Source organism: Halorubrum ruber (genome assembly GCF_018228765.1).
In the GTDB taxonomy this organism is placed as follows: domain Archaea; phylum Halobacteriota; class Halobacteria; order Halobacteriales; family Haloferacaceae; genus Halorubrum; species Halorubrum ruber.
In genome coordinates this window covers 668,903-682,403 of record NZ_CP073695.1, presented here as the reverse complement: position 1 = coordinate 682,403, position 13,501 = coordinate 668,903, and the positions used below count along the sequence as shown (strand labels likewise).

General features: G+C 72.2%; 18 protein-coding genes. 15 read left to right on the top strand and 3 right to left on the bottom strand.

Annotated elements, in window-relative coordinates; all coding sequences use genetic code 11:
- The 8 genes from cofD (at position 1) to J7656_RS03280 (ending at position 5,739) form a co-directional block, all read left to right on the top strand.
- Positions 1-1,038 (top strand): 2-phospho-L-lactate transferase, encoded by a 1,038-nt coding sequence (gene cofD, locus J7656_RS03315; RefSeq protein ID WP_211554080.1) that lies wholly within the window; start codon positions 1-3, stop codon positions 1,036-1,038.
- Positions 1,035-1,904 (top strand): tRNA-dihydrouridine synthase, encoded by an 870-nt coding sequence (locus J7656_RS03310; RefSeq protein WP_017343874.1) that lies wholly within the window; start codon positions 1,035-1,037, stop codon positions 1,902-1,904. The genes cofD and J7656_RS03310 overlap by 4 nt, the downstream gene beginning before the upstream one ends.
- On the top strand, positions 1,901-2,908 hold the full coding sequence (locus J7656_RS03305) for a triphosphoribosyl-dephospho-CoA synthase (protein ID WP_017343873.1): 1,008 nt from the start codon (positions 1,901-1,903) through the stop codon (positions 2,906-2,908). Before J7656_RS03310 ends, J7656_RS03305 begins: the two co-directional genes overlap by 4 nt.
- On the top strand, positions 2,905-3,552 hold the full coding sequence (locus J7656_RS03300) for a DUF447 domain-containing protein (RefSeq protein WP_017343872.1): 648 nt from the start codon (positions 2,905-2,907) through the stop codon (positions 3,550-3,552). Before J7656_RS03305 ends, J7656_RS03300 begins: the two co-directional genes overlap by 4 nt.
- 91 nt (positions 3,553-3,643) lie before the next feature.
- Entirely contained in the window at positions 3,644-3,838 is a 195-nt protein-coding gene (locus J7656_RS03295; protein WP_007345406.1) for a 30S ribosomal protein S17e, read from the top strand.
- A gap of 84 nt (positions 3,839-3,922) precedes the next feature.
- A complete protein-coding gene (locus tag J7656_RS03290; RefSeq protein ID WP_017343871.1) occupies positions 3,923-5,158 on the top strand; it encodes a tripartite tricarboxylate transporter permease in 1,236 nt (411 codons plus the stop codon).
- Between the two features lie 133 nt (positions 5,159-5,291).
- Positions 5,292-5,471, top strand: coding sequence for an HVO_2753 family zinc finger protein (locus J7656_RS03285; RefSeq protein WP_017343870.1), 180 nt, complete (start codon positions 5,292-5,294; stop codon positions 5,469-5,471).
- 1 nt (position 5,472) lies between these two features.
- A complete protein-coding gene (locus J7656_RS03280) occupies positions 5,473-5,739 on the top strand; it encodes an elongation factor 1-beta (protein ID WP_004597304.1) in 267 nt (88 codons plus the stop codon).
- Between the two features lie 70 nt (positions 5,740-5,809).
- Here the strand turns inward: J7656_RS03280 and J7656_RS03275 are convergent, their stop codons facing one another.
- Entirely contained in the window at positions 5,810-6,247 is a 438-nt protein-coding gene (locus J7656_RS03275; protein ID WP_017343869.1) for a DUF5809 family protein, read from the bottom strand.
- A 36-nt stretch (positions 6,248-6,283) separates the two neighbouring features.
- On the bottom strand, positions 6,284-6,775 hold the full coding sequence (locus tag J7656_RS03270; RefSeq protein WP_017343868.1) for a DUF5810 domain-containing protein: 492 nt from the start codon (positions 6,773-6,775) through the stop codon (positions 6,284-6,286).
- Between the two features lie 704 nt (positions 6,776-7,479).
- On the opposite strand from J7656_RS03270, the gene J7656_RS03265 reads away from it, so the two are divergent.
- From J7656_RS03265 to J7656_RS03245, 5 genes are read left to right on the top strand one after another with little or no spacing between them, the layout of a single operon-like run.
- Positions 7,480-8,724: a translation initiation factor IF-2 subunit gamma gene (locus J7656_RS03265; protein ID WP_026046265.1), complete on the top strand. Its 1,245-nt coding sequence runs from the start codon at positions 7,480-7,482 to the stop codon at positions 8,722-8,724.
- 1 nt (position 8,725) lies between these two features.
- Positions 8,726-9,196: a type II toxin-antitoxin system VapC family toxin gene (locus J7656_RS03260; RefSeq protein ID WP_017343866.1), complete on the top strand. Its 471-nt coding sequence runs from the start codon at positions 8,726-8,728 to the stop codon at positions 9,194-9,196.
- 21 nt (positions 9,197-9,217) lie between these two features.
- Positions 9,218-9,793 carry a DNA-directed RNA polymerase gene (locus J7656_RS03255; RefSeq protein WP_017343865.1) on the top strand — a complete coding sequence of 192 codons (576 nt, stop codon included), beginning with the start codon at positions 9,218-9,220 and terminating at the stop codon, positions 9,791-9,793.
- The gene (gene spt4, locus J7656_RS03250) at positions 9,793-9,990 is read left to right on the top strand and encodes a transcription elongation factor subunit Spt4 (RefSeq protein ID WP_017343864.1); all 198 of its coding nucleotides are present in this window, start codon (positions 9,793-9,795) and stop codon (positions 9,988-9,990) included. Before J7656_RS03255 ends, spt4 begins: the two co-directional genes overlap by 1 nt.
- A gap of 28 nt (positions 9,991-10,018) precedes the next feature.
- The gene (locus J7656_RS03245; RefSeq protein ID WP_017343863.1) at positions 10,019-10,654 is read left to right on the top strand and encodes a GTP-dependent dephospho-CoA kinase family protein; all 636 of its coding nucleotides are present in this window, start codon (positions 10,019-10,021) and stop codon (positions 10,652-10,654) included.
- Positions 10,655-10,675: 21 nt separating this feature from the next.
- On the opposite strand, the gene J7656_RS03240 is transcribed toward J7656_RS03245, so the two are convergent.
- Positions 10,676-11,260, bottom strand: a complete 585-nt coding sequence (locus J7656_RS03240) for a hypothetical protein (protein ID WP_211554079.1) — start codon at positions 11,258-11,260, stop codon at positions 10,676-10,678.
- 149 nt (positions 11,261-11,409) lie between these two features.
- Between J7656_RS03240 and J7656_RS03235 the strand changes: the two genes are divergently transcribed.
- The gene (locus tag J7656_RS03235; RefSeq protein WP_017343861.1) at positions 11,410-11,715 is read left to right on the top strand and encodes a 30S ribosomal protein S24e; all 306 of its coding nucleotides are present in this window, start codon (positions 11,410-11,412) and stop codon (positions 11,713-11,715) included.
- A 9-nt stretch (positions 11,716-11,724) separates the two neighbouring features.
- A complete protein-coding gene (locus J7656_RS03230; RefSeq protein ID WP_017343860.1) occupies positions 11,725-13,458 on the top strand; it encodes a bifunctional N(6)-L-threonylcarbamoyladenine synthase/serine/threonine protein kinase in 1,734 nt (577 codons plus the stop codon).
- Positions 13,459-13,501: the final 43 nt, after the last annotated feature.

Sequence of the window (13,501 nt, the reverse complement as noted above, 5' to 3'; positions counted from 1 at the left end):
ATGGTAACCTTCCTCGCCGGGGGGACGGGCACGCCGAAGCTCCTCGACGGCGCGGCCCGGGTGTTCGAGCCGGCCGAGACCGCGGTCGTCGCCAACACCGGCGACGACGTCGAGCTCGGCGGGCACCTCGTCTGCCCCGACGTCGACACGGTGCTGTTCGCGGGCGGCGGCGTCCTCGACCACGAGACGTGGTGGGGGATCGACGGCGACACGACCGCGACCCACGAGGAACTGCGGCGGCTCGCCGACGAGGTCGGACTCGGAACGGCCCCGCGCTACCTCGACGACGCTGCGCAGACCGCGGGCCGTGAGATCGCCCGGTGGCGGCGGTTCTCGGCGGTCGGCGAGTTCATGGAGATCGGCGACCGCGACCGCGCCGTCCACCTCACGCGCACGAGCCTGCTCGACGAGGGGAAGTCGCTCACCGAAGCGGTCGGGGTCCTCGCGGACGCCTTCGACCTCGACGTCGACCTCCTCCCGATGTCCGACGACCCGGTCGCAACCCTGGTCCACACCGAGGGCGGCGAGACGCTCCACTTCCAGGAGTACTGGGTCGCTCGGCGGGCCGAGCCCGCGGTCGCCGACGTGGAGTTTCGGGGCGCGGCGGACGCCGAACCCACCGACGCGGTGCTGGACGCCCTCGCGGAGCCGGTCGTGATCGGCCCCTCGAACCCCGTGACGAGCCTCGGGCCGATGCTCGCGCTCCCCGGCTTCGAGCGCGCGCTCCGGGAGACGCCCGTGGTCGCCGTCTCGCCGTTCGTCGGCGACGAGGTGTTCTCGGGTCCAGCGGCGGACCTGATGCGCGGCGTGGGCCGTAAGCCCTCGACGGCGGGCGTGGCCGACGCTTACCCCTTCGCGGACGCGTTCGTCCTCGACGACGACGATCCGACCGAGCTCGACCGACACGTCGAACGTACCGACACGCGGATCGCCGACGCGGACGACGCCGAGCGCGTCGCCCGCGCCTGCGAGCGCGCGCTGGCGGCGGTCACCGACGAGCCGGCGGGCGCGCGCCCGCCGGGGGGGGGCGCGGAGTGAGCCGGCGCGTCGCCGACGGGAGCCGCGGGCCCGACGGCACCGACCCGTTCCTCGTCGCCGCGAGCCTCAGCGGCGCCGCCGACGCCGCATGGGCCCGCGCCGCGGCCGAGCACGTCGACGTCGCGCTCCTCGGCGGCGTCGCGCTCGATTCGGCCAGCCGAGCGGCTGCCCGCGACCTCGTCGCGCGCGGGCGGTCCGAGTTCCTCCCGGCCGACCCGCTCGCCTTCGTCGCCGACCAGCTCGACGGGCTCGCGGACGCGCCGGTCCGTCCCGGGGTCAACGTCCGGAGTGCGACGCCGGAACCCGTTCGCGAGGCGGCGCAAATCTGCGCCGATCGCGGCGCGGTCTGCGAGGTGAACGCCCACTGCCGGCAGCCGGAGCTGCGCGCGGTCGGCTGCGGCGAGTCGCTGCTCCGCGAGCCGGACCGGCTCGCCCGGTACGTCGCCGCGGCGGCCGAGACGGGCGCGACAACGAGCGTGAAGGTCCGCGCCGAGGTGCCCGGCGTCGACCTCGTCGCCGTCGCGGAGCGCGTCGCCGCGGCCGGCGCGGACTGGCTCCACGTCGACGCGATGGACTCAGAGGCGGTCGTCGGCGAGGTCGCGTCCGCGATCGACGCGGCGCCCGCGAGCGGGGAGGAGACCGCACTCGGGGATCTGATTCTCGTCGCCAACAACGGTGTTCGGGGCCGCAAGACGGTCGCCGAGTACGCGGCGCACGGCGCCGACGCGGTGAGCGTCGGCCGCCCGACGGAGGACCCGCCCGTCCTCGCGCGCGTCGCGGACGCGGTGGAGGCGTGGCGTCGCGGGTCGCTTCCGCGCGAGGCCCGCGAGCCGGAGCCGGAACCCGAACCGGAGGCGTCGCCGTGACCCGGGACGTGTCCGCCGAGACGGACGCGACTGACCCCGTCGACGACGCGACGCTCGCGCTCCTCGTAGAGGTCGCCGGGACGCCGAAACCCGGGAACGTCGACCGGCGCCGCGACCTCGACGACCTGCGGTTCGAGGCGTTCCTCGGCGGCGCCGTCGGCGCGCGGTCCGGGCTCGAACTGGCGGCGGAGACGGGGCCGACCACGGGCGAGCCTCCCGTCGTCGGCGACGCGTTCGATCGCGCCGTGGCGGGAATGGCCGACCGCGCCGGGACCAACACGCAGTTCGGCTGTCTGCTGCTCTTGGTCCCGCTAGTGCGTGCGGCCGCCGATCCCGACCGCGAACTCTCTCCCGAGGGCCTCGACGCCGTCTGCCGGTCGACGACCGTCGAGGACGCGATCGCCTTCTACCGCGCGTTCGAGCGCGTCGACGTCGCGGTCGACGATCCGCCGCCGGGCGCGGACGACCTCGACGTGCGCCGCGGGAGCGATGCCGAGCCCGCGCTCCGGGAACGCGAGATGACCTTGCTGGATGTCCTGGCGCTGTCGGCCGACCCCGGCGACCCGGAGACCCCCGAGGACCCGGAGCGCGTCCCCGACCGCAACGCCGCCGAGTGGACCGAGGGATTCCCCCGAACGTTTCGCGCGGCCGAGTGGATCCTCTCCGACGAGGGGCCGCTCGCGGACCGGGCCGCGCGGGCGTTCCTCGGGCTGCTCGCCGCGGAGCCGGACACCCTCGTCGCGTCGACGCAAGGGGCAGAAACGGCGCGTGAGGCGAGCGCGTGGGCGAGGGAGATTCTGGAACCGGACGAGAGAGATCCGAAGGCTCCGGTCGGCGACGTTTCTGCGGTCGACGCCGACGCCGTCCACGGCGCCGACCTCGACGCCGCGGAGTCGCTGGCGGAGGAGTTCGTCGCCGAGGGGATCAACCCGGGCACGACGGCCGACCTCACCTGCGCGGCGCTGTTCGTCGCGCTCCGCGGCGGGGCGGAGGTGGCGCCGTGAGCGACGAGCGGGAGGAACACCTCGGCGTCGTCCCCGACGGCTGGCCGGTCCCGCTCCGCGGCGTCACCGAGTCGGTCGTGACGACGCTGGGGCCGAACGACCGGTGGAACGTCGCGGCGCTCGGACTCCACGCGCCCGAGACCGACGCGGACGGCGACCCCGAGGGTCCCGTCACCGCGCGCACCTACGGGCGCACCCGCACGTGGCGGAACTTCGCCGAGCGCGGGGGCGGCGTGGTCCAGTTCACCGCCGACCCGCGGACGTTCGTCGACGCGGCGCTGACGGTCACCGAGGTCGACGACCCGGTGCTTCCGAGCGCGGACGCGTGGGTCGAGGTCGACGCCGAGGAGGTCGCGGCCGAGACGGAGGGCGACACGACGGTCCGGACGTGGGAGCTGTCGCCGGTCGACTCGGCGGTGGTGAGCGAGCGCGTGCCGACGGTGAACCGGGGGTTCGGCGCGGTCGTCGACGCCACGGTGGCCGCCTCGCGGCTGGACGTGCCGGCGTTCGACACCGGAGAGCTGCTCGACCGGCTCCGGTACTTCGCCGACGTGGTCGAGCGCTGCGGCGGCCCGGCCGAGCGCGAGGCGTTCGCGCGCATCGACGAGGCGACCGGGTGGCGGGAGCGCGCGGACGAGGCGTGACGGAGAGGAAACGAACCCCGCCGCGCCTCCGGCTCGCGGCCGCTCGCGGCGGAACGAACCCTTTTAGTTCGGGCCGCCGGTACCGCTCGGTATGGCCATCAAACCCAAGTACATCAAACAGCTCGGGAACGTCCTGCTGGAGCGGTATCCCGACTCGTTCAACACGGACTTCGAGACGAACAAGGAGAGTGTCACGGCGCTGACGACCGTCGAGTCGAAAGGCGTCCGCAACCGGATCGCCGGCTACGTCACCCAGAAGAAGGCGCAGGCGGCAAAGCACGCGTAACCGTTCGGTTCGAATCGCACTGATTCTGCGGCCCGTCGCGACCGCCCGACACGTTAAGTCCGGAGCCGCGGCCATTCCGGCTCGATGGACGCGCTCGTGCGGCCGGTGGTCGATCCGACGTTCGCTGCGGGCGCCCTCGCGTTCCTGCTCGGCGGGGTCGCGCTCGGGACCGCGAGCGGGCTGGTCCCCGGGCTCCACGCGAACAACTTCGCGCTGCTCTTAGCCGGCTTCGCCCCGTCGGTGCCGGCCGACCCGCTGTTCGTCGGCGTCGCGATGCTCGGCGCCGGCGTCGTCCACTCCTTTCTCGATATCGTCCCCGCGCTCGCGCTCGGCGTGCCCGACGCCGCGACCGCGGTCGCCGCGCTGCCCGGCCACCGGTTGGTGATCGCGGGCCGGGGTCGCGAGGCACTCCGCCTCTCCGCGGTCGGCTCCGGGCTGGCGGTCGCGCTCGCCGTACCGCTCGCGGTCCCGATCACGTGGCTGATGACGCGGTGGTACCCGACGCTGCGCGCGCACCTGCCGCTGCTGCTCGGGGGCGTCGTCGCGCTGCTCGTCCTCACCGAGTCGTCGCGCCGGGCCGCGGTCGGCGGGCTGCTTGCCTTCCTCGCGAGCGCTACGCTCGGCTTCGCGACGCTCGACGCCGACCCCGCGGCGCCGCTGTCGACCGGGGGCGTCCTCGCGCCGCTGTTCGCCGGGCTGTTCGGCGTCCCGGTCCTCGTCGACGCGCTCGGCGGCGAGGGGGTCCCGCCGCAGGCGGACGCCCGGATCGCGATGCGGGCGCGCGACCTCGGAACGAGCGCGGGGGCCGGCTCGCTCGCCGGCGCGGTGGTCGGGTACGTTCCGGGCGTGTCGGCGGCCATCGCCGCCGTCGCCGCGATGCCCGCGGTGCCGCGCGCGTCGGCCGACCGCGGGTTCGTCGTGGCGACGAGCGGCGCCAGCACGGCCAACACGATCTTCGCGCTGTTCGCGCTGGTGGCGCTCGGGACGCCGCGGACCGGCGTGACCGTCGCGATCGACCGGGCCGGCGTGCCGTTCGCGCTGCCGATACTGCTCATCGCCGCCGCGACCGCCGCGTGCTTCGGGTTCGCCCTCGTCGTGCTCGTCGGCGACCCGTACCTCCGGATCGTCGGGAACGCCGACTACACCCGGCTCTCGGTCGGCGTGTTGGGACTGCTCGTGGCCGTCTCGTACGCGTTCGCCGGGGGGTTCGGCGTCGGCGTCCTCCTCGTCGCGGGCGCGCTGGGGCTCGTTCCGCCGCGGGTCGACGCACGGCGCGTCCACCTGATGGGCGTGCTCATCGGCCCGCTGATCGTCGGATGACGGGCGACAGCGGCGGCGGAACGGTGAGAGCGGGCCGCCGGGACCGCGTCCATCGAGTGGCACGGTACCGGGGCGCACGGCGCGTTCCGGCGAAAAGAACAACGGTTAAAAGTCGCCGCCGGTAGGTACGTGTATGAGCCAGAGCGACTCCCAAGCCACTCCGCAGTGCGTCTCCTGCGGGATTCAGGTGTCCGGCATGAACGCCGCGCGGTTCTCCTGTCCGGACTGCGGCGCCACCATCTACCGGTGCGCGAAGTGCCGGAAGCAGAGCAACCTCTACGAGTGCCACGACTGCGGCTTCCGGGGGCCGTAAGATGGGCGACGTCGCCGCCAAGATCAAGGTCATGCCGAACAGCCCCGACGTCGACCTCGACGACCTCCAGGACCGCCTTGAGGAGGTCCTCCCCGAGGGCGCGAAGATCCGCGGCTTCGAGCGCGACGACGTCGCGTTCGGGCTCGTCGCGCTCCTGCCGACCGTCATCGTCCCCGACGGCGCGGGCGGCACGGAGGCCGTCGAAGAGGCGTTCTCGCAGGTCGAGGAGGTCGAGTCCGTCGCGGTCGAAAACGTCGGTCGCCTGTAAGGCAGACAACTCGTCGACTGCGACTCCCGTTTTTTCGTTCGTTCGTCTCGAACAGCGACTGCCGTATCCCTTACCGGCCCGACTCGTAGAACTCCTCGCGGTAGACGCGCCCGAAGGCGTTGCGTCGGAGGGTGCTCGCCGCCGCGTCCGGTTCCTCCTGATACGTCGCCGCGATCACGGTGTCTGCGAACGGGACCGGATGCCAGACGACGTTGTCGACGTTCTCGGAGCCGATCCGCACGACGTCCTCGTCGTCGAACTCGCTGTCCGCGAGCCACGCGTCGAACTCGTCGCCCGTGCCGACGTGAACGGCGAGCAGCTCGGCGAACGTCGCGTCGCGGGCGGTCCGGATCACCTCCGGCGTGACGCGCTCGTCGTACTCGTCGGCGTCGAACGACATCGCCTTCGTCGCCTCGCGGACGACCACCTGCGCGACGGGGCCGACCTCCTCGTACCGTTCGAGCGCGTCGGCGCGGGTCTCCGGGGCGAACGTGCCTCTGGTCTCCATACGCGGGGTTGAGCGCGGGCCGAAAAGGGCGTTCCGTTACGAGTCGCGGTCGTCGTCCGCGGAGTCGGGGTCGTCGGCGTCGGCGTCGGTGTCGTTCTCCTGTTCCTGCGCTTTCCGGGTCATCTCGCGCGCCTCGCGCAGCGCCTCGGCGACCTCGGGGTCGTCGACGGATTCGGGGTCCGGGACGCCGGCTCCGGAGGCGGGGTCGGGGTCGGCGCCGTGCCCGTGGTCGGCGTGGTCGTGACCAGCGTGTTCGTGCCCGGCCGCGCCTCCGCCCGATCCCATCCCCACATCAGGGCGGCCGCGCGGGACGGTGTCCTCGAACACCTCGTCGTACTCGGCGTCGTCGGCGTGCGGGGTCACCTCGGCCGCGAGCTGGGCGGGCTCTCGCTCGCTCCAGTCGTCGACGCGCTCGTCGAGCCAGTCGGCGTGGTCGCCGCCGTGGAGCATCGCCGTGAACGCGAGGTGGTGCGCGAGGTGTTCGCCGTCGCGCTGCGGGGTGTCACAGACCGGGCACGCGTATCCCATTATGAATTCGCGTTGACCCGTGAGGCGTAAATCGGCGTCGAACGTTGTCGGAGTCGATGGGAGTTATTTATAAATCATACCGGCCGTGACGCGAACAACATCGCCGAAGTCCCAGCCGCTCGCTTATAAATGGCTAATACCGGATCGACGGCAAACACCGCCAAAGCCCCAGCCGCGAGGGCGGCGCACGCTCGTTGTCGTTCGAGACGCCGAAGGCGTCTCGTGATGACGAGAGAGCTTCGCTCTCTCGAACCACGCTCCCCAGTCGCTCGCGCTGCTCGCTCCTTGCGGTGTCGCCGGCGGCTTCGCCGCCGGCTTTCCGTGGCGCGTAGCGCCACGCTACTTACGTCGCCTGCGCCGCCCTCGCGGCTGCCCCTTTGAGTCCCGCCCCGCACCGCCCCGCACAGCACCTCACGCCTCCCCAGCCTCGCGGTTCGCTCGGGCCCCCTCCGGTCGCCCTCGCTCACCGCGTCCCTCGCGCGTGCTGCTCGGCCGCAACGCGGCCTCGCAGGCACGCGCCACCGCACCGCGGCACTATTTATAAACGGCCACGCCACCCGGGTTCGTTTATTTATATACCACTTCGCCGTCGAGGTCGGCCCTCCGCCGGAAGCCGTCGCGCGGGCTGACGCCGCTATAACAGCAACTTTATCACTCGCACGGGGCGAAATTCGGGTAAGACTACTCCGTTAGGAGGTCCAACAGTGACTGAAGCCAACACACAACCGGAGGTGAACATCGGTCTCGTCGGTCACGTCGACCACGGGAAGACCACGCTGGTACAGGCGTTGTCCGGCTCGTGGACCGACCAGCACAGCGAGGAAATGAAGCGCGGCATCTCGATCCGGCTGGGGTACGCGGACGCGACGTTCCGACGCTGCCCCGGCGTCGACGCGCCCGAGTGTTACACCGTCGACGAGGAGTGCGAGGACGGCTCCGAGAGCGAGCCGATCCGGACCGTGTCGTTCGTCGACGCGCCCGGCCACGAGACGCTGATGGCGACGATGCTCTCGGGCGCCTCGATCATGGACGGCGCGGTCCTGGTCGTCAGCGCGACGGAAGACGTCCCGCAGGCCCAGACGGAAGAGCACCTGATGGCGCTCGATCTCATCGGGATCGAGAACATCGTCATCGCCCAGAACAAGGTCGACCTCGTGAGCCGCGACCGCGCCGTCGACAACTACGAGCAGATCCAGGAGTTCGTCGAGGGCACCGTCGCGGAGGACGCGCCGATCGTCCCCGTCTCGGCCCAACAGGAGGTCAACCTCGACCTCCTCATCGACGCCATCGAGACGGAGATCCCGACGCCGGACCGCGACCCGGGCGAGAGCGCCCGGATGTACGCGGCCCGCTCGTTCGACATCAACCGACCGGGCGCGAGCGCCGAGGACCTCAAGGGCGGCGTCGTCGGCGGCTCGCTCGTCAGCGGCGAGCTGTCGGTCGGCGACGGCTTAGAGATCCGCCCGGGCCGCGAGGTCGACGAGGAGGGCCAGACCGAGTGGCGCCCCCTGGAGACGACCGTCCGGTCGCTCCAGGCCGGCGACCGCGACGTCGAGACCGCCCACCCCGGCGGCCTGCTCGGCGTCGGCACCGGGCTCGACCCGAGCCTGACGAAAGGCGACGCCCTCGCCGGGCAGGTCGCCGGCGAGCCCGGCACCCTCCCGCCGACGCGCGAGGAGTTCGAGATGAAAGTCGACCTCCTCGACCGCGTCGTCGGGAAGGAGGACGACGAGAGCGGCGAGAGCGACATCGAGGAGATCAGCACCGGCGAGCCGCTGATGCTCACGGTCGGCACGGCGACGACGGTCGGCGCCGTGACGAGCGCGCGCGACGGCGAGTGCGAGGTGAGCCTCAAGCGGCCCGTCTGCGCCGAGGAGGGCGCCCAGATCGCGATCAATCGGCGCGTCGGCGCGCGCTGGCGGCTCATCGGCGTCGGGACCCTGACGTAACGTGGCCGACGACGCCCGCGCGGACGGCTCCGAGTCGACCCCCGCGGGCGACGCCCGCAGCGAGGATCTCGCGGAAGACGGCCCCGGCGGCGCCCCTGTCGTCGCGCTCGACACGAGCGCGCTGATGGCGCCGGTCGAGGCCGACCTGCGGCTGTTCGAGGAGCTGGACCGGCTCCTCGGCGGCTACGAGGCCGTGGTGCCGGAGGCGGTGCTCGCGGAGCTCGACGGGCTCCAGGGCGGCAACGGCGCCGAGGCGACCGCCGCGAGCGTCGGGGCGGATCTCGCCGAGCGGGCGGAGGCGGTGGAGACGGACGAATCGTACGCCGACGACGCGCTCGTCGCCCTGGCCGCGGCCGGCCGGGTCGACGCCGTCGTCACGGTCGACGGACCCCTCGCGAACCGGGTGCTGGCCGCGGACGCACCAGTAATCGGTTTAAGGGGTCGGAACACACTGGCGATAACGGAACCCTAGCGGCCGCGGACAACCAACAACATGTACAAACGAGTTCGACTCAAGGACACGGTCGAGGTCCCGCCGAAGCACCTGGCGGACGTCACCGACGAGCGGGTGAAGGCCCTGCTCCAAGACAAGCTGGAAGGACGGATGGACGAAGAGGTCGGCAGCGTCGTGAGCGTCATCGAGGTTCACGACATCGGGGAGGGCGCGGTGTTACACAACCGCCCCGGCGTCTACTACGAGGCGGAGTTCGACGCACTCACCTACGACCCCGACATGCAGGAGGTCGCCGACGGCACCGTCGTCGAGACGGTCGAGTTCGGCGCCTTCGTCGGGATCGGGCCGGTGGACGGGCTGCTCCACGTCTCGCAGATCACCGACGAGTACCTCACGTTCGACGGCGCGAACCAGCAGCTCGCCTCGTCGGACTCCGACAAGACGCTCGGCGTCGACGACGCGGTGCGCGTCCGCGTCGTCACCAAGAGCATCGACGAGCGCAACCCGCGCGACTCGAAGATCGGGCTCACGGCCAAACAGCCCGGCCTCGGCAAACACGAGTGGCTGGAGGGCCAGCGGAAACACCGCGAGCAGACCGGTGAGGAGGCCGACTGATGGCCGAGGACCGCCTGGCGTGCCGGGAGTGCCACCACGTCAACGACCCGGACGCCCAGACCTGCGCGCTCTGCGGGTCCTCGTCGCTGACGGAGGACTGGGCGGGCTACGTCATCATCACCGATCCCGAGGACAGCCAGATCGCCGAGGAGATGAACGTCTCCGAGGCGGGCGCATACGCGCTCAAGGTCCGCTAACCGGCCGCACTGAGGCCGAACGAAACCGATGATCGACTCACCCGACGACCCGTCCGACCCGCTTCTCACGCTGCCCGAATCGCTGCGCGACGCGTTCAAGGAGCCGCTGGGGCCGGTGACCACTGATGCCGCCGCGCTCTTAGAGGCCGCCGACGAGACCCGCGAGCGACACGGCTCCCCGGACGAGGGGCCCCCGCGGCTGATCGCGGTCGGCGACGTGGTCACGTATCACCTCCGGGGTGCCGGCCGCGTCCCGGACGCGGCGTTAGTCGACGGGAAGACGGAGCGCGAGGCGGTCCGCGAGGAGATAGCGACCGCGCTCGACGCCGCCGAAGAGCGGCGCATTCCCGTCGAAAACCCCGCCGCAGCGCTGTCGGCGGCGCTGCTCGACGCGCTCGCCGAGGCGCTCGCGGCCACCGAGCCGGTGACGATCGAGGTGACCGGCGAGGAGGACTTAGCGGCGCTGCCGGCGATGCTCGCGGCGCCGCTGGGGTCGACCGTCGTCTACGGCCAGCCGGGCGAGGGAATGGTCCGCGTCGCGGTCACGCCCGAGACCCGGCGGCGGGCGCGAGAGCTGTTCGAGGGGCTGACCGGCGACACCGCGGCCGCGTACGAGATTCTCGGCGTCGACCCGGACGAGTTCGACGACGCCGGCGGAGAGTAGGTGACAGCCGGTCCGTCGGCGTCACTCGCGGTCGACGGCGACGACGGTCGCCGCGAGGACGGCGAGGCCGGCCACCAGCCCGACCGCGCTCGTCAGCCGCGGCGTCACCGGGACCGTCGAAACCGAGAGGTACGGCTCGACGCCGTTGCGCCGGAGGGCGTCGAGCGCGTCGACGCCCCAGTGACCGCTCGCCAGTAGCGAGAGGCCGACGCCGACGCCGAGGCCGCCGGTGACGAACCCGATCCCCGTGAGCGCGTCCTCGATGGCGAGGAACGACCAGACCGCGTCGTCCGTCGGTTCGGGACCGCGCGCGAGGCGGCGGTGGAGCGCGACGAGCCCGAGACCGGCGAGGCCGGCGGCGACGGTGCCGGCCAGCACGACCGCCGCGACGCCGAGCGGGGTTGCGAGCGGCGGCCCCGAGAACGCTGCGTCGCGGACGGCCGCGGGCAGGGTCGCGACGACCGGCGCCGCGAGCGCACCGAGGAGTGCCAGCGCGCCGCAGACCCGGGCCTTCCGGAGCGGCGACAGCGGGACGATGACGTTCGCCGCCCGGACGAGGTCGTACTCCGAGCGGTCGGTCGGCTCGAATCGAGTGTCGTCGGACATCCGCGCGGTAACGATACACACGCTCCGGAGAAGTGAAACTCTGACGCCGAACGGGGCACTCGGTCGACGGTCGGCGAGCGGTTCGGCGGCGTCACCCCCGCTTCGAAATCCTTTTACAGCTTTCGAGGGGATATACGCCCAACTGAACCATGGACGTCGATATCATCTCCGAGGAGGAGAACCCGATGTTGCACCGCACGGACATCCGTTTCGAGACGACCCACGAGGAAGCCACCCCTTCGCGGCTGTCGGTCCGCGACTCGCTGGCTGCCAAGCTCGACAAGGACTCCGAGGAGGTCGTCGTCCACGAGCTCGACACGAAGTTCGGCATGCGCAAGACGATCGGCTACGCGAAGGTGTACGACTCCGCGGCTGACGCCTTGGAGGTCGAACAGGACCACATGCTCGAACGCAACAAGATCGGCGGCGAAGAGGCGGACGCCGAGGAAGCGTAACCCCGCCGGATGCGAGTCCTCGGCATCGAGGGTACCGCGTGGTGCGCCAGCGCCGCGCTGTACGACGCCGAGACCGACTCAGTTCTCATCGAATCCGACGCCTACGAGCCGGACAGCGGCGGCATTCACCCGCGCGAGGCCGCCGAACACATGTCGGAGGCGATCCCCGAGGTCGTCGACCGGGTACTGAGCGCGGCCGAGGCGGAACACGGCCCGGACGCGGTCGACGCGATCGCCTTCTCCCGGGGCCCCGGGCTCGGCCCCTGCCTCCGGATCGTCGGGACCGCGGCGCGGTCGCTGGCCGGGACGCTCGACGTCCCCCTCGTCGGCGTCAACCACATGGTGGCGCACTTAGAGATCGGTCGCCATCAATCCGGCTTCGACAACCCGGTCTGTCTGAACGCCTCGGGCGCAAACGCGCACCTGCTCGGCTACCACGACGGGCGCTACCGCGTTCTCGGCGAGACGATGGACGCCGGCGTCGGCAACGCGATCGACAAGTTCACGCGCCACGTCGGCTGGAGCCACCCCGGCGGGCCGAAGGTGGAGGCGGCGGCCGCGGAGTTCGCGGCGGCCGCGGGCGGTTCCGGCGACGACAGTAAAGGTGACGGGGGGACCGCCGACGCCAACCTCCTCGACCTCCCGTACGTCGTCAAGGGGATGGACTTCTCTTTTTCCGGGATCAGCTCGGCCGCCAACGACGCGGCGGACAATGGGGTCCCCGTCGAGGAGATCTGCTTTTCGCTTCAGGAGCACGTCTTCGCGATGCTCGCGGAGGTGTCGGAGCGCGCGCTGTCGCTGACCGGCGCCGACGAGCTCGTGTTGGGCGGCGGCGTCGCACAGAACGACCGGCTGCGCGAGATGCTGGCCGCGATGTGCGAGGCCCGCGGCGCCGACTTCCACGCCCCGGAGCCGCGCTTCCTCCGTGACAACGCGGGGATGATCGCCGTGTTGGGCGCGAAGATGGCCGCCGCGGGCGACACGATTCCGATCGCGGAGTCCGCGGTCGACCCGAACTTCCGACCGGACCAGGTGCCGGTGACGTGGCGCGACGGCGAGTCGGTCGCTCGGGGAGGCCCGGGTAGTGGGTCGGGCGGCGCGGCGCGCGACCCGGACGCGGACCGCCGCGGCGCGGAGGCGACCGTGACGGTCGAGGGGAGGGGCGGCGACCGTCGCGTGATCAAGCGGCGCGTGGAGAAGTCGTATCGCCACCCCGAGCTCGACCGGACGCTCAGGCGCGACCGCACCGTCGCGGAGGCGCGGCTGACGAGCGAGGCGCGGCGCGCGGGTGTGCCGACGCCGCTCGTGTCCGACGTCGACCTCGCGAACGCGACGCTGACGCTCCAGTACGTCGGCGACCGCGACCTCGCGGCCGCCCTCGACGAGCGGTGGACGGAGGCCGTCGGCCGCCACCTCGCGCGGCTTCACGGCGCGGGGATCGTCCACGGCGACCCGACGACCCGGAACGTACGCGTGTCGCCCGACGACGTCGAGGCGGGGGCGGAGAGCGGCAACGCCGACCCCGCGCCGGAGACGTACCTCATCGACTTCGGGCTCGGCTACCACACCGGCCACGTCGAGGACCACGCGATGGACCTCCACGTGTTCGAGGGATCGATCCGGGCGACCGCGACAGACCCGGACCCGCTGATCGCGGCGTTCGAATCGGGGTACGGGGCCGTCGGAGACGGCGAGGTCCTCGAACGGCTTCGCGACGTGGCGGACCGCGGCCGGTATCGCTGAGGACTTCCGGCGCCGCCGACCGCGGCGTCGGCGCGGCTGCGCT

Bases quoted from the DNA above. Each gene is read 5' to 3' on its own strand.
- J7656_RS03240 (WP_211554079.1), bottom strand. From the start codon at position 11,260: ATGTCCGACGACACTCGATTCGAGCCGACCGACCGCTCGGAGTACGAC.
- J7656_RS03245 (WP_017343863.1), top strand. From the start codon at position 10,019: ATGATCGACTCACCCGACGACCCGTCCGACCCGCTTCTCACGCTGCCC.
- J7656_RS03295 (WP_007345406.1), top strand. From the start codon at position 3,644: ATGGCCATCAAACCCAAGTACATCAAACAGCTCGGGAACGTCCTGCTG.
- J7656_RS03230 (WP_017343860.1), top strand. From the start codon at position 11,725: ATGCGAGTCCTCGGCATCGAGGGTACCGCGTGGTGCGCCAGCGCCGCG.
- J7656_RS03290 (WP_017343871.1), top strand. From the start codon at position 3,923: ATGGACGCGCTCGTGCGGCCGGTGGTCGATCCGACGTTCGCTGCGGGC.
- J7656_RS03235 (WP_017343861.1), top strand. From the start codon at position 11,410: ATGGACGTCGATATCATCTCCGAGGAGGAGAACCCGATGTTGCACCGC.
- J7656_RS03270 (WP_017343868.1), bottom strand. From the start codon at position 6,775: ATGGGATACGCGTGCCCGGTCTGTGACACCCCGCAGCGCGACGGCGAA.
- cofD (WP_211554080.1), top strand. From the start codon at position 1: ATGGTAACCTTCCTCGCCGGGGGGACGGGCACGCCGAAGCTCCTCGAC.
- spt4 (WP_017343864.1), top strand. From the start codon at position 9,793: ATGGCCGAGGACCGCCTGGCGTGCCGGGAGTGCCACCACGTCAACGAC.
- J7656_RS03280 (WP_004597304.1), top strand. From the start codon at position 5,473: ATGGGCGACGTCGCCGCCAAGATCAAGGTCATGCCGAACAGCCCCGAC.
- J7656_RS03255 (WP_017343865.1), top strand. From the start codon at position 9,218: ATGTACAAACGAGTTCGACTCAAGGACACGGTCGAGGTCCCGCCGAAG.
- J7656_RS03285 (WP_017343870.1), top strand. From the start codon at position 5,292: ATGAGCCAGAGCGACTCCCAAGCCACTCCGCAGTGCGTCTCCTGCGGG.
- J7656_RS03275 (WP_017343869.1), bottom strand. From the start codon at position 6,247: ATGGAGACCAGAGGCACGTTCGCCCCGGAGACCCGCGCCGACGCGCTC.